Raw genomic sequence first — 14848 nt, forward strand, 5'->3', positions numbered from 1 at the left:
GACTACGCGCCAGTGTTCGCCCTTGTTGAACGCGCGCCCGACCACGTTGCGTCGTTTGTACTCGACCTCGTCGAAGCCTGGCGGCCGTCCACCGAGGCGGCCGCACTTTTTCCGGTCGGCGACCTGGCCGGATCGTCGGGGTATGACGCTGCGGATCCGTTTGCGCCGCAGCAGGTCCCGGTTCGACGCCGCCGAGTACGCCATGTCCGCGATGACCGTGCCGGGATCACGCCGAGGTGGGCCACCGGCGAGCCGGGGCACCGCCACCCGCTCGAGCCACTGCGGGCAGCATCACCCGAGTCTGCGGCCTGTCCAGGCGTGATCAGCACGGCCAGGCCGCGGGGCGTTGCCGTCGGTGGCCACAGGGGCCTTGATGATCAGCCCGCCCCGCGAACGGCCCACCCCGTGGCCGGTCGGTTCATGAATCGCACTCCCGGCCAGCGGTGCGGGCCCCCGGCGGCGTGCTGATGCGCGCGCACGATCGTCGAGTCGATCGCCACTACCCAGTCCAGATCACCGGTGCTGTCGGACGGCGCGAGCAGCGCGGTCAGCACCCGATCCCAGGTGCCGTCGATGGCATCGCGGCGGTGCCGTTCCACACCGTATGCCACGGCCCGAACACCTCCGCCAGATCCCGCCACGGCACACCGGTGCGCAGCCGATACAGCATCCCCTCCACGATCCTGCGATTCTCGCAGAAGTTACGACCAACGCGCCCTTCGGATTTCGGCAACAGCCACTCCGGCAGCTCCCATTGCCTGTCCGTCAGCACACGATATCGATCACCCGCCACCGTCACCACGGCGAACATGATGCCCGATCAGCCCCACACAGCGAACACTATTGGGAGACACGACCTAGAAGGCGGAGCAGCGTCCGCAACTGCCCGCTGTAGTACTCCTCGAATTCCGATGAGCCAGGCTGTTTTCCGGTCGCCTGCAATGCGGTCTCGGGCAGCATGACCGGGGCCAGGATCATGCCCGTGACCGCCATGCGCACGAAGGCCGGATCCAAGTCCGGGTGAATTTCTCCGCGTTCCTGGGCGCGGGCAAGATTGGCCAGGTCGGTCTCGACAGTGTCCTCCCCTTCGAGGTAGTCGCTGGCGGCACCGCTTCCGGTGAGCCCCCGCCACACCAGCAGCCGCGCAGGTCTCGGATCTTCCAGCGCTGCGGAGAGGTAGCGCGCGGCGACCTCCTCGAGAGGGAGTTCCGGATCGGCGCGCTCTGCCTCGGCCGCGGGCCAGCCGCGCTGGATCTCTTGATAAAGGCCCTCTTTGCCGCCGAAGTAATAGGCGATCAGCTGCTTGTTGACCCCGGCCCGGTCGGCGATCTCCTGCACCCGGGCGCCGTCGAACCCCTTGGCCGCGAACTCGTCCAGCGCGGCATCGAGCAGCGCCTGGCGTGAGCGTTCGGCATCGCGACGGCGATCTGCAGCGCTGGGCGCGCGGCGGGGACGACGGCCCGCGGCGGAACGGCTGGAGTTTGCGGTGGTGTCGGGCTCGGTCGCCATTCGAACATTGTAACTGGCTGGATGATCGAGTCATCTGAACGGATACATTGTCATCCAACTTGTTGACAGGTTCATCCCCGTGGGTGACACTTCGAGGGGTGACCATCTCGAATCCATCGGACGCGGCCGTCGAGCGGCCGACACTCAGCCCGCAGGCGCGGCGGGCAGTCGTGGTTGTGCTGTTCGGCGCGGTTCTGGCGTTCCTGGACGCCACCGTCGTCAATGTCGCTTTGAAATCACTCGCCGCCGACCTAGGCGGCGCCCTCGACGCAATCCAGTGGGTCGTGACCGCGTACCTGCTGGTACAGGCGGCGGTGCTGCCGGTGACCGGATGGGCGGCACGCCGAGTGGGAGCTAAACGGCTGTATATCGGTGCGCTGCTGGCATTCACCCTCGCCTCGGTCGCATGCGCGGCCGCGAACAGCGTCGGCCTGCTGATCCTCGCCCGGGTCGCGCAGGGCCTCGGAGCCGGGGTCATGATCCCCGTCGGGCAGATGATCCTGGTGACCGCCGCCGGGCGGCAAGGCATGGCCAGAGCCATGGTGGCCGCGGGCATACCCATGGTGCTGACGCCGATCGTCGGTCCCACCATCGGCGGGCTGTTGCTGGAATACGCGGGGTGGCAGTGGATCTTCCTGATCAACGCGCCCATCGGTGTCATCGGGCTGGTGCTCGCCGCACGGCTGCTGCCCGCCGACGAGCCGGACGAACCGGCCGGAGCCCTGGATACACCGGGACTGATCCTGGTCTCGGCGGGGATGGTGGGCATCACCTACGGGCTCGCCGAGGCAGCCTCACACGGGCTGACGGCTACGCGGGTGCTCGTGACGCTGTGCGGAGGAGCGGTGTGCACCGCCCTGTTCGTGGTGCGCTCGCTTCGCATCCCGAACCCCGTGCTGGACCTGAGGTTGTGGCGGGATCGTTTCTTCACGGCGGGTACCGTCTCGACCTTCGTGATCGGAGCCGTGACATTCGGCGCGATGGTGTTGCTGCCCTTGTACTTTCAGCTGGTTCGCCATCAGGACGCTGCGCACACCGGCCTGCTCATGGCGCCTCAAGGCATCGGTGCGGCCGTCGCCATGGGGGTGTCTGCCCGGCTCTACGAACGGGTCGGTGCACTGACCTGCCTGCTCGGTGCGCTGGTCGGCTGTGTCGCGACCATTCCGTTCATGTTGATCGCCGACGACACCCCGTACTGGCTGCTCGGCTGCGCCATGATCGTGCGCGGCCTCGGCATCGGCCTGGCGGCCATGCCCGCCATGACCGCCGCCTTGCGGAATCTCACTCCGTCCCAGATCATCGATGCCACACCGCAACTCACCGTCATGCAGCGCGTCGGGGGTTCCATCGGCACCGCCGCCTTCGTGGTCGTCCTGCAGCAACACCTGCACGACAAGGGCGTCGAGCATCCCGATCCGGCATCGGCATTCGCGGTGACCTTCGCCTGGGTGCTGGCCGCGTCGGTGCTGGCGGTCGTGCCGACCGCGCTCATGGCTATCCTGGAGATGCGGACTCGCCGCGAAAAAGCCCCGGGCCCAGTGCCGAACCGCACATAAGGCGGCGACGAAGAGTGTGGCTGCGCAGTGTGGTCGACGGCCGCGGACGCTCTGGACAGCCTGACGGCGGCCACCCTCGTCGGCGTTGCGGCGGGCGTAGGCACTGCCGCCTTCTTGTGACCGGCCTTCGGCGGGGTCGGTGGCGGTGAGCAGACCGGTGACTGCGGACCTGGCGGTGTGCGGGGCGGAGATCCGAGGGGTTGATGTCCTGCAACTGATTTCGCAGGATGGGCGCGGCACAACGTTCTTGTGGCTCAAATCATGGGGAGACACGACCTGGTCGGCCTCGCTGAATCGGCGAACTTCATGACCCGGCGCGCACATTCCGCGGCCCGTCGCTGGAAACCATCCCGGGTGACGGTCCCGTGGCTGCGCCTGTCGACCCCCCGACTGCCACGCGGCGCCCACTGCGCCGCCGACCCGCGGCCGGAATTGGCCGGCCCAGACCGAGACCGGCGGTTGAGGCACGGCTACGACCCGAACTCCGGGCGTAGCGACGCCCGGCGCGCCGGCCATCGGTCATCAACGGGACGCCGTCGTCCAGGATGACCCCCTCCAGGCGCCGACGGCCGATACACCGACCCTCACCTCCCCGACGCGCCTGATCGATCGACGCCGCTCTGCCGCCGCAGCGCTGCGCTGCCGGATACGCGCCAGATCCCGGACACGAAATCGTAGCTGATAATATACTCAGTTACGATCTTCATGACGTCGCTGAAGGGATGGCACGAGATGGCCGAGCCAGTGGTCCGCAACCGCATCGACCGACGGCGCGAGCGGACTCGCAACGCCTTGCTGGGTGCGGCGCGGAAGTTCTTGTCGGAGGGGCGTTCGGCGGTCAGCATCCAAGAGATCACCGACGCGGCGGATGTAGGCTTCGGTTCCTTCTACAACCACTTCGAATCCAAAGAACAGCTTTTCGACGAAGCCGTCCGATCGGTGCTGCAGGTGTACAGCGAGATGCGCGACGGCATCGTCGCGATGTACGACGATCCCGCCGAGGTCTTCGCGGTCAGTTTCCGGATGACCGGACGACTGCAACCTCAGGTCCCGGAGATGGTGCGAGTCCTGCTGCATTCCGGCATGTCGGTGTTGTTGCGCGACGAGGGGCTGGCACCGCGCGCCCGTCACGACATCATCGCCGCGCAGGAGGCGGGCCGATTCTCCCCGATGGATCCGGATATGGCGATCATGGCAGCCGGGGGCGCATTGCTGGGCCTGCTCCAGTTGCTGGACGCCCGGCCCGACGCCGACGTGGAAACCCTCACCGACGAGATGACCTTCCATGTGCTGCGCATGTTCGGGATGAACAAACGTTCGGCGGAGAAATTGGTGTCCGCTCCCCTGCCCGAACAACCGCAGCTGTAGCCCGCACTCGAGCCGCCTGCCGTGAGGTCGGCGCGGGTATCACCAGACGGATTGCCGCGGCGAGCCGGCTGGACCCGGCACGCGCCGGTGTGAACGCCGCAGCGACACATTCGAAACCCGCTCTTGACAGCCACTCCCATCTAGTTTGATGATTCCATCATATTTGTCGAGGCAGGACAGGAGCCGGCGACTGCGCCGTAATCAGGCCGGCGACGAGATTGTCGCCGCCGGAACAGTTTCGCTGTTCCGGGCAGCTACCTCCCACCCGGAACAGCCGGACAGGCCCTGGAAGGAAGGCACGACACGTGGACACCGTCGTCATCACCGGCGCGACCGCAGGCATAGGCCTCGAGTGCGCGGCCCAGCTCGCACCCGGCAGACATCTCGTTCTCGTCGGACGTAACGAGGAGAAACTGCGCACCGCCGCTCGACGGATCGGTGCGGCGGGCGCGGCCCGAGTCGATACCTTGACGGCCGACTTCTCGTCCTTGGACTCCGTGCGCACGTTGAGTGAGCAGGTGCGCGCCGAGTATCAGCGGATAGACGTCCTGATCAACAACGCCGGCAGCGTCAATGCCAAGCGCATCGAAACCGTGGACGGCTACGAAGCGACCTTCGCCGTCAACCATTTGGCCCCCTACTTGCTCACCGAGACAGTGAAGCCATTGCTGGTCGCCGGAGCACCGGCTCGCATCGTTTTCACTGCGTCCACCGGGCATTACCGCGGCACAATGGATTTCGACGACCTGCAGTACCGGAGCGGTTATTCGATCATGAAGGCCTACTCGCGCTCCAAGCTGGCCAATGTGTTGTACACCCGCAGTCTGGCTGCGGAATTGGCGGGCACCGGCGTTACCGTCAACGCGTTGCATCCGGGCGTGGTCGCCACCGACATCTGGAATCGCGCCCCTGCTATCGCGCGTCCACTGCTGTCGGTGCTCAAACGTGCCGTGATGGTTTCGCCAGAGGAGGGCGGGCGGCGGGTGGCCTACCTGGCCGCGGATCCAGCCGTCGCCACCATCACCGGTGAGTACTTCGAGGACAACCGAATCCGCCAGCCCTCCGAACTCGCCCGGGATCCGTCGGTCGCCCAGCAGCTACGCTCGGTCAGCGATCAGCTCGCCGGCCTGGCGTGAGCCCGCTCGTATCGACCGGTCCGCGCCTCGTCAGCCCACGATCGGCCCGCGATGGCGGGTCTGCCTGCTGAGCTCGTCCTGCATGACGGTTCGATCCGCCGGTCGCGATCGTCAGCCCCCACGGCGCGGAGACAGTGACCGGCAGACACTTCGAGCGCAGCACCCGGTCGAGCGTCAGCGCGCGAGCCAGGCGTGTGCCGTCGTCGCGCACGATCGCCGATTCGGCGCCGTAGGAAGTACCACCGGAGTTACCCTTCCCGTCCGCGCTTGTCATGACGCCTTCCGCCCAGTTATGATGAAATCCTCAGTTATGGTACAAGTGTCCCCGGACGCGAAATGATCAAGTTGTCAGAATTGTGACTAGAGTCATTTTGCCGACAGTCTCGTCGTCGCGTCGAACTTGGATCAGGCGCTCCGGTAGCCGTCCGGCGAATTACGGCCGACGAAGGAAACCACGTTGTCGAATGACCGCATAGATGTCCATCAACATCTGATCCCACCGCTGTACCGGGAGGTGCTGGCATCGCACGGCATCAGCGCGGCCGGCGGTCGGGAGCTGCCGCGGTGGAGCGCGGAAGAGGCCCTTCGGATGATGACGGGGCGGGGATTGCCGGGGCCGTGCTGTCGATCTCCACACCCGGGACCGCCTTCCTGACCGACGCTCGCGCGGCGGCAGAGTTGGCCCGCGACCTCAATGACTACTCCGCCGCGATTGCCGCCGCCCATCCGGGCCGTTTCGGATTCTTCGCGACACTGCCGATGCCCGACGTGCCGGCCGCGGCCGCCGAGGCGGAACGCGCCCTGGACACACTCGGCGCCGGCGGAGTGGTGTTGTTGGCGAATGCCCGGGGCACCTATCTCGGCGCCGACGGTCAGGACGACCTGTTCCGAGTGCTCGATCAGCGCTCGGCGATCGCCTTCGTGCATCCCGCGGACCTGACAGCCGATCCGGTTCCCGGTATCCCGCCCTTCGCAGCGGACTTCCTACTCGACACGACCCGGGCAGCATATCTGTTGGTGCGCAACGGAATCCGTCGCCGCTATCCACGGATTCGGTTCGTGCTCAGCCATGCCGGTGGATTCATTCCCTACGCCGCGCACCGGATGGCGCTCAGCATCTTCGATCAGACCGGCGCCAGTCCGCTCGATGTGCTCGACGACTTCGCGAGCTTCTACTTCGACACCGCTCTGTCGGCCAGTGCCGCCGCACTGCCGTCCCTGCTCGCGTTCGCCGAGCCCGGACATGTGCTCTACGGCAGCGATTGGCCGTTCGCACCCGAACCGGCGGTGCACTATTTCAACGCCGGTCTCGATACCTACCGTGGTCTGGATGACGCAGCCAGACATAGGATCGAACGCGGCAACGCGGCCGCGTTGTTTCCCCGATTCGGGGCATCGGCTCCAGAGATCGCCCCGCCGCCGCGTTCCGTTCGCGTCCGGCGGCAGCTGCGCGAGCAGGTCTTTCGAGTGATCGCGCGGGCGGCGAGCAAACGCTGACCACTTTCTGCTCGGGGCACGCCGTCCGCGACCGCGCGACACTATCGGCGGACCGTCACTTCACGCTCGCCGAGGTGGTGGCGGCGATACGCTCGGCGACACGCAGTGCCGCCGAAGTCATGAGGTCCACATTCGCGGCACGAGTTGCGCACTCCACCTCCAGGGACACCGAAACCTGATGGGTCACCGCAGCACCGCCGGCGGGCGGATGCGGCGAAGCGTCCGGCAATATCGCGGTGATCTGCACAGGCTGCTTCAGTCGGTAGCCCGGAATGTAGGCCGCGACGTCGGCGATCATGGACTCGATCGATACCCGCACGGCCGCATGGGTTTTCGGATCCGGATCACCGATCAGCGCGAGCACGGTATCGCGCATGAGCCGCGGCTCGGCCGGATCGAGCACGATGATCGCCCGGCCGGCGGTCGCACCGCCGACAGCTTCGATCGCTCGTGAGGTGGTCTCGGTGAAATCGTCGATCATCGTCCTGGTTCCGGGCCCGACAGGCTTCGAGGCGATCGGAGCGACGACCTCGGCGTAGGGCACTGCGGTGACGCGCGAAATGGCCGCAACGATCGGAATGGTGGCCTGACCACCACACGTCACCATGTTGACGTTCGGCGCGTCCAGGTGCTGATCGAGGTCCACCGCCGGTACGACGAGTGGGCCGAGCGCGGCGGACGTCAAGTCGATCAGGCGCTTGCCGTGCGGCTCGAGCGCGGCCGCATTGGCTTTGTGCGCGCCCGCGGTCGTAGCGTCGAAGACGATGTCGATCTCGTCGAAATGCTCCATGCAGAGGAGTCCGGCCACCCCGCGCGCGGAGGTCGGCACCCCGAACCGATCCGCACGAGCCAACCCCTCCGAGGCCGGATCGATGCCGACCATGGCGGCCATCTCCAGGGTCTCCGACGAACGCAGAACCTCGATCAGCACATCGGAACCGATACCGCCCGACCCGATCACCGCAACTTTCACACGGCTCACGACTTCTCCCAAGTGAAGTCGACGCTGCCGAGAAGCATTGTGCCGCTGAATAGTTCGGAGCGCACTCGGGCCCCGGGGCGCAGCGGCGCCATCGGTCCGAGCGCACCGGAAAGTACCAGGTCGCCGGCACGGAGTGGATCGCCGAAGTCGCGTGCGGTCCGTGCCAGCCAGGCCAGCGCGTTCAGTGGGTCGCCCAGGCACGCCGAACCCGTTCCGGTCGACACGATCTCATCGTCGATCGCCATACTCATGGCGATATCGCGCGGTTCGAAGTCGCCGAGCGACAGACGATCGGTGCCGAGCGCGAACCATCCGCTCGACGCGTTGTCGGCCACCGTGTCGGCGACACTGATGTCCCAGTCGGCAATCCGGCTGTCGACGATTTCGAGCGCGGCCACGGCGTAGTCCACCGCACCACGCACCGTGGTCGCGTCGAGCCGGTTGCCGTCGAGATCCGCGCGGAGCAGGAACGCCAGCTCGGCCTCCACCTTGGGCTGCAGCAGCTTGGGTCGTTGCGCCACAGGAGTTTCGGCGACATCCATATCATGGAACAACACACCGAAATCGGGCTGATTCACACCGAGTTGCTGCTGGACGATGGGTGATGTGAGCCCAATTTTGCGCCCTACGATGCGCGCACCCGATTTCACACGGCGACGAATTCCTCTGCGCTGTACGGCATATGCTTGCGTCACATCGTCGGAACCGATCAGATCGCGGACGGCGCGAACCGGTATTCCGGTGTTCGCCGCGGCCGACAACCGCTCGGCTGCGGCGAGCGCTGCAGCCGCGGCCCGATTTCCGGCGTATGTCATCGAGCCTGTTCGAGGTCTTGATCTCGCGAGAATGCCGGATCGGGCCGACCTGCCGCCGTGCCGGATCCGTGCCTTCTCACCTCCAGTTGCCGGCGCAACTCGGCGATCAACGGGCCGGCTCCGCCGGAGGCAGCAGTGCCGAAGACGAACCGGTCCGGGCGCAGCAACACCATCCCTCCGGAACCGACGCCGGCCTTGGCGAACCATCGGATCAACGCGCCGGTGTGGTCTTCCGCGTCGGCGTAGTCGTCACCCGTTGCGCGCCCGTCGCCGGGTGAAACCTGGGGCCGCCCGCCGAAGGGATACACGGTCACGAAGCGTGTTCCCAGCGCCTGCAACGCGGCCACATCGTCGGCACCGAGCGCGGCCCGAGGGTCGACGCCGTAGCCGAGCACCGAAAACCCGAGGCCGAGTACATCGTCGAGACGCCGGTGGCGACCGTCGTAGGTGCGGACCTCCGGTTGCGGGGACAGCGTGCCCTCCACGCCGCGCAATCCGAACAGATCACGAGGCAGGCCGAGGTACGCGTTGCGGCGGAACCGTGGACGGGGTTTCATCTTGGCGGCACGGATCCAACCACCGAGGCCGGGCGTGTGCAACGAGGCCGTCACCACGATGTCGCGGGCGGCCGCAATCAGCGTGTTGTCGACCGACACCAGGGATTTGTTGAAGACCGAGAAGTCGATCATCGCTTTGGCGTGTGGCCGGCGTTCGGTTTCGTAACTGTTCAGAATGGATTGGCCGGCCCCGTGTTTCAGGATCGCGGTGAGCTTCCAGGCCAGGTTGTCCGCATCGCGCACGCCCGAGCCCATCCCCTGACCGACGAACTGCGGCGTCATGTGCGCGGCATCGCCGGCGAGCAGGATGCGCCCGACGCGCCAGCGATCGGCGACCACGGCGTTGAACGTGTAGACGAGCTTGCGCAGGACCTGCACCTCGTCCGGGTTCACGAACCGGGCGATATGCCGGCGGACCGTTTCCGGGTCCTCCATCTGCTCTTTGGTCTGTGATTCGGTGAGCATGAACTCGAATCGGTGATGCCCGTCCGGCTGCGGACACGACACGATCGGCAGATCGGGGTCACACACGAAGTCGAAGTACGGCAGATGCCGGAAGGCATCCACTCCGTCCTTCGCCTTCAGATCCACCACCAGCCACCGCTCCGGGAAACTCGTGCCGGTCATGTCGATTCCCAGCTTCGTGCGCACGACACTGCGTCCGCCGTCGCAGCCGACCAGGAACTTGGCTCGCACTCGCTCGGCGGTGCTCGGATCGCTTTTCGCTTCTCGCTGACCGTAACCGGTGCCGCCACACTGGACGTGCTCGACGCCGACGCCGTCGGCGTCCTGGTCGAAATCGACAACCTCACGACCCCGGCGCACCGTGACGTGCGGGTATCTGCCGAGGGAGCGTTCGAGACTGTTCTCCAGATAGGGCTGGTACAGGAAGTTGACCACCGGCCAGCTCAACGGCCGCTGGACCTGTTTGAACTGCACCAGCACCCGTCCGTCGCGGCGCACCCACTGCACGGCGGAGTCGGTGTTCATGTCCGCGGCGAGTTCGTCTGCGGTACCGGCGGTCTGGAAGATCCGCATACATTCGTCGTCGGTGTAGACCGCCCGCGCCAGACCGTAGTATTCCGGTTCGCGTTCGAGCACCAGCACACTCACGCCGCGCCGGCCCAGCAGATTGGCCAGGGTCAGGCCGGTCGGCCCCAGGCCGACGACCACGACGTCGTAGTCGGTGGTACTCATCGTGAAAACCCTTCTGCGAGCTCGGGAACGGTGATCTCCGGATTTCTGATCGACTGCAGCGCCTGCCGGAATTGGGCGAACTTGTCCAGGACGGCCTCTCCCACCGTGGTGTGACCCCAGATACTGATGCCCTGATAGGTGGTCGGCTCCCAGGTGGATTCGAGCTCCGGGCCGACGACGATCGGATTCCAGCCGACCTCCAGCTCGAAACCGGAGGGAGTCACGCAGTAGAACGACAACTCTCTGTCGTTGGTGTGCTGGCCGACCGACCATTGCATCCGGAACCCGAGCGCGGTGACGCGCTCGAACGCGGCAAGCATGTCGTCCAGCGTCGCGGACTGAATGTTGATGTGCTGCACCGATGTTCGAATCGGATCGATCTTCACACCGCGAATATTGGCGATGGCGATCGAGTGGTGGCGCTCGTTGACCCGCAGGAACCGGATCTTCATCTTCAGCCCGGACACGTTCTCGTCGATGTAGTCCGACAAGCGGGAGTCGAAGACGGTCTCGTAGTAGCCGCGCGTCGCCTCCGGTTCGCGGGAGATCATCGCTACGTGCCCGAGACCGGCCTCCCCGGTTACCCAGCCGGAGCTGATCATCCGCAACGGCTCCGCAGTTGTGACCGGCGTGGTGAAGATCTCCTGTGCGATGCCTTTCGGGCCGGCGAAGCGCCACAACCGCTCCACGCCGCGCAGGGCCGCTTCCTCCGGCGTGGCCTCGATGATCGGGACCCCACGCTCGGTGACACGGGCGACGATGCGGTCGAAGGTCTCGTGATCGTCGACCTGCCAGCCCAGCGCGATGACGTCCTCGGCCGAGCCCCGCCGGATCAGGAACCGGCAGGAGCGGTCGTCCAGGCGGAATCGCAGGGTATTGCTGTCGAGATCATCGACATGCAGCCCGATCGCGTCGGCGCCGAAGCGCCGCCAATCGGTCAGCCGATTCGATTGTACGACAACGTATCCCAGGTGCACCGCACCGAACACCGAATGGTCGGTGTTCGGGCGGAGAAAGTCGCTCATCGCTGCGCCTCGAGAAACGCGGTGGCGAGGGCGTTGAACAGCTCCGCGCGTTCCCACTGCACCCAGTGACCGGTGTTCGCCGCCAGATACAGATCGCAGTCGGGCATGGCGTCGAGGAGCATCTTTCCACCGTCGGGCCTGTTGACCTTGTCGTCGGTCCCCCACACGACCAGCGTCGGATGAGCGACCTTTCGCAGTCGCGAGTCACGAGTGAAATCCATCCGCCACAACGTCCGCAGCGCCAACGGGCCCGACGGGCGGCGCAACGGCGGATTCGCCACCACCTCCGGATCGAGGCTGGCCTGATAGCGCGCCTCGACGAGCTCCTCGGGCACGACGCTGCCGTCGTACACCAGATACTCGCGAATGAACTCGGTGATCTTCTCCCGGCTCGGACCGCCTCCGGTGTAGTAGTTGAGCAGCCGCTGCAAACCCGCGGTCGGCAACGCGCGAGTGGTTCCGACACCGCCGGGACCCATGAGGACCATTCGGCCCACCTTCTCCGGCCGGTCCATGGCCAAGCGCAGGGCCGCCGCGCCGCCGTACGAGTTGCCGATCAGGTCCGCCTTCGGGATGTCCAGTTCATCCAGCAACCCGCCGACGGCCGCCGCCAGATCACCGAACGGATCCGACCGGTCCACCCACTTCGAGGAACGGCCGTAGCCGGGCATATCCGGCACGATCACCCGGAACCGCTGCGCCAGCACCTCGATATTGCGCGAATAGTTCGACACCCCGGAGGCCCCGGGGCCACCACCATGCAGCAGAACCACCACGGGACCCGAACCCGCTTCCACGAAGAAGATCTCGCGATCGCCGACTCGGACCGTCCGTTCGGTCCCGACACCCTTGTCGATGCTCGTCACAGCTACCTCCACACATTTAATGACTGAATCATCAGTTCCGATGGTATCCCTTGTCAAGAGAAAATGATGAAACCATCACAAACTTTTGCCGCGATGAGACAACCACAGCGGAGCGGCGGTTCAGCTCCTCCCAGACCGGTTCATAAGCCCGGTCACCGAGGTAGATGCCGTCGACGTTGGAGAGCAGCACCACGCCGTCGGCGTGCAATTCGTCGTAGGCGTCGGCGATTTCGGCCAGCGCACCGTCGACATCGGGCAGCGGCAGACTGGCGAACAGGCCGAACCGCTCGGGCCGGTCCTTGACGAGTTCGGCGACGAACTCGTTCACCCGCCGGGCCACCGCGCGGCTCGTCTCGTCGTCGTCGAATCGCACACCCGGCGAGCTCAGCGAGACGACTCCGGTAGCGATCTGGAGGTCGTCCATGAGGGCCAGGGCGGCCTCGAGACTCCAGTCGGGGGTGGGCCATCCACCGGCATCCATCCCGTGACTGTCGAGCAGATCGCGGTAGAACTGCGGCAGGTAGTGCTGATGGGTGTCGATCCGTGCGTGACCGCTCATGACGCGCCTTTCTGTGTACTCCTCGACGCCGTCCCGCGCATGCGCTACACGAAAGCGGCGCCGAGGATCGGTGGGTATTGGTTCCACGGTTCCACCGACCCGGCAGCGGTGGGGTGCTCGCCGCATATGGCCGACGAAACCGAGCAGCACCCCACCCGTTCATCGCCCCGGATCCGTCAGGATTTGACCGCCTGCGCCAGGCGGGGAAGCTGCCGCAGGGGGTTGTGATGCTCGACCTCCATGCGCTGGTCGGCATCGAAGATGTCGCTGAGTCCTGGCGCCGGGTCGTGGCTGCCGGATTGCGGGAGGGTGAGCGCGCTGAAGGGCCAGTCGGAGCCGAACACGATGTGGTCACGACTGGTGACCGCGAGCGCGCTGGACATGGCCGCGGCCGACCCACTGAGCGCGGTATCGACGTAGAAGTTCGAAATCTGCCGCTGGATATCCAGGATCGAGAGTTTGGGCAGATCCTGTGGCCACAACTGCCCGATGACGGTCTGCGACGCGACACTGATCCGATGCGACAGGAACGGCACCGTTCCGCCCGCGTGCGCGAGCTGGAAGCGGATGTTCGGATAACGCTGTGTCATCCCGGTCATCATCATCATGGTGGCCGCTCGAGTGGTGTCGAAGGTGAATTCCTCGAGGAAATCCGGCAGTGGGAGTTTCGGTTTCGCGTCGTCCGGGATCGCCGCCGGATGGACGAAGACGTATGCGTTGCGCTGATTCAAGGCGGCCATCAGCGGCTCGAACCGTGGATCGCCGAGGTATACGCCGTTATAGGCCGACAGCAGAATCACACCGTCGAGGTGGAGCTGGTCGAGGGCGAAGATCGCCTCGTCGATCGAAGCCGGAATGTCCGGCATCGGCAGCACCGCGAACGCACCGAACCGGGTCGGGTTGGACTTGAACAGGCCGGCGGCATAGGTATTGCAGTAGCGGGCCATATCGTTGGCCTCCTTGCCGGACAAGAAGGACACGCCCGGGTCGGAAACGGACAACGCCTGAGCCTGGATGCCGTAATAGTCCATGAACGCGAGCGCCTGCTCCGGCGACCAGCCCGGCGTCGGGTAACCACCGATGGTGAGATGGCCGTGCTCGATCAGTGCGGCACGGTAGTCCGGCGGCAGGAAATGCGCGTGGAGATCGATTCGGTAGGTGCCCGAAGGCGCGGGCTGCTGGGTCCGAGCAGGGGCCGCTTGCACGATCGGGACCGCGGCGACCGTCGCGGCGACGCCCAGTGCACCGGCCACCGCGCCCCCCAATGCGCGGCGGCGATTCAACGTGATCCGGGAATTGGGGATGTTTGCGGACACCGAGATCCTCACTCTTCTGATTGGGGCGACACTGCGCGAGCAGAACGAATCCACCCGGACGGAACTGCGTTCGAAGCCGGTCGGCATTCGCACCGCAGCGCTCACCATAACTGATAGGTTGATCAGAGGCGATCGTATGCTCCAACCGAGTCGGCGTGGCTAAATTTTCGGTAAAAGTCAGTAGGCGCGGCCCACACAGTCGAGCGACCGGGTTTCGATCATCGGATGGCGCGTTCCGACCACTGGCGCCTACACAACGGCCGGAGTGCAATGGCGGCCGTCGACGTGACAGAAGGGGCGGTCAGCACTCGGTGATTCGCACCGGAAATGCTGAAGCCCAGAGCTTTTCGGGAAAACCCACGTCCGCCCGCTCGGCCACGACACCACGGCCGGATACGCAAGGCCGGTCACAGCCCGCGGCAAGGACAGGTCGGCCGGGATCATCTCGATGAAATCATCAAATCT

The 14848-nt window shown here is 65.9% G+C and carries 13 protein-coding genes and 2 pseudogenes; 4 read left to right on the plus strand and 11 right to left on the minus strand.

Annotated elements, in window-relative coordinates; translation table 11 throughout:
* The 4 genes and pseudogenes from RJ03_RS38000 to RJ03_RS31505 form a co-directional block, all read right to left on the minus strand.
* Positions 1-204, minus strand: a pseudogene (locus RJ03_RS38000) (IS5/IS1182 family transposase); the annotation flags it as partial.
* Between the two features lie 173 nt (positions 205-377).
* Positions 378-611 (minus strand): hypothetical protein, encoded by a 234-nt coding sequence (locus tag RJ03_RS38005; protein WP_174372363.1) that lies wholly within the window; start codon positions 609-611, stop codon positions 378-380.
* Positions 548-811 (minus strand): transposase, encoded by a 264-nt coding sequence (locus RJ03_RS39145; RefSeq protein WP_063920237.1) that lies wholly within the window; start codon positions 809-811, stop codon positions 548-550. Before RJ03_RS39145 ends, RJ03_RS38005 begins: the two co-directional genes overlap by 64 nt.
* 29 nt (positions 812-840) lie before the next feature.
* Positions 841-1509: a TetR/AcrR family transcriptional regulator gene (locus RJ03_RS31505; RefSeq protein WP_051025499.1), complete on the minus strand. Its 669-nt coding sequence runs from the start codon at positions 1507-1509 to the stop codon at positions 841-843.
* A gap of 98 nt (positions 1510-1607) precedes the next feature.
* On the opposite strand from RJ03_RS31505, the gene RJ03_RS31510 reads away from it, so the two are divergent.
* The 4 genes and pseudogenes from RJ03_RS31510 to RJ03_RS31525 all read left to right on the plus strand — a co-directional run bounded on the left by RJ03_RS31510 (position 1608) and on the right by RJ03_RS31525 (position 7066).
* Positions 1608-3065 carry a DHA2 family efflux MFS transporter permease subunit gene (locus RJ03_RS31510; protein WP_051025500.1) on the plus strand — a complete coding sequence of 486 codons (1458 nt, stop codon included), beginning with the start codon at positions 1608-1610 and terminating at the stop codon, positions 3063-3065.
* A gap of 705 nt (positions 3066-3770) precedes the next feature.
* Positions 3771-4433 (plus strand): TetR/AcrR family transcriptional regulator, encoded by a 663-nt coding sequence (locus RJ03_RS31515; protein ID WP_245552451.1) that lies wholly within the window; start codon positions 3771-3773, stop codon positions 4431-4433.
* Between the two features lie 305 nt (positions 4434-4738).
* On the plus strand, positions 4739-5569 hold the full coding sequence (locus RJ03_RS31520) for an SDR family oxidoreductase (protein WP_036509699.1): 831 nt from the start codon (positions 4739-4741) through the stop codon (positions 5567-5569).
* Between the two features lie 457 nt (positions 5570-6026).
* Positions 6027-7066, plus strand: a pseudogene (locus RJ03_RS31525) (amidohydrolase family protein).
* Between the two features lie 55 nt (positions 7067-7121).
* On the opposite strand, the gene RJ03_RS31530 reads toward RJ03_RS31525, so the two are convergent.
* The 7 genes from RJ03_RS31530 to RJ03_RS31560 are packed head-to-tail and all read right to left on the minus strand — an operon-like array spanning position 7122 to position 14383.
* Positions 7122-8060, minus strand: coding sequence for an acetaldehyde dehydrogenase (acetylating) (locus tag RJ03_RS31530; protein WP_373281739.1), 939 nt, complete (start codon positions 8058-8060; stop codon positions 7122-7124).
* Positions 8045-8863, minus strand: a complete 819-nt coding sequence (locus tag RJ03_RS31535; RefSeq protein ID WP_036509703.1) for a 2-keto-4-pentenoate hydratase — start codon at positions 8861-8863, stop codon at positions 8045-8047. Before RJ03_RS31535 ends, RJ03_RS31530 begins: the two co-directional genes overlap by 16 nt.
* Positions 8860-10617 carry a bifunctional 3-(3-hydroxy-phenyl)propionate/3-hydroxycinnamic acid hydroxylase MhpA gene (mhpA, locus tag RJ03_RS31540; protein ID WP_036509705.1) on the minus strand — a complete coding sequence of 586 codons (1758 nt, stop codon included), beginning with the start codon at positions 10615-10617 and terminating at the stop codon, positions 8860-8862. Before mhpA ends, RJ03_RS31535 begins: the two co-directional genes overlap by 4 nt.
* Entirely contained in the window at positions 10614-11642 is a 1029-nt protein-coding gene (locus tag RJ03_RS31545; protein ID WP_036509707.1) for a VOC family protein, read from the minus strand. Before RJ03_RS31545 ends, mhpA begins: the two co-directional genes overlap by 4 nt.
* Complete coding sequence (locus tag RJ03_RS31550; protein WP_036509752.1) at positions 11639-12499, minus strand: alpha/beta fold hydrolase; 861 nt, start codon at positions 12497-12499, stop codon at positions 11639-11641. Before RJ03_RS31550 ends, RJ03_RS31545 begins: the two co-directional genes overlap by 4 nt.
* 40 nt (positions 12500-12539) lie before the next feature.
* Complete coding sequence (locus tag RJ03_RS31555; protein ID WP_281032304.1) at positions 12540-13217, minus strand: amidohydrolase family protein; 678 nt, start codon at positions 13215-13217, stop codon at positions 12540-12542.
* 26 nt (positions 13218-13243) lie between these two features.
* Positions 13244-14383: an amidohydrolase family protein gene (locus RJ03_RS31560; protein ID WP_036509756.1), complete on the minus strand. Its 1140-nt coding sequence runs from the start codon at positions 14381-14383 to the stop codon at positions 13244-13246.
* Between the last annotated feature and the right edge of the window lie 465 nt (positions 14384-14848).

Source organism: Nocardia aobensis NBRC 100429 (assembly GCF_000308375.1).
GTDB classification, from domain to species: domain Bacteria; phylum Actinomycetota; class Actinomycetes; order Mycobacteriales; family Mycobacteriaceae; genus Nocardia; species Nocardia aobensis.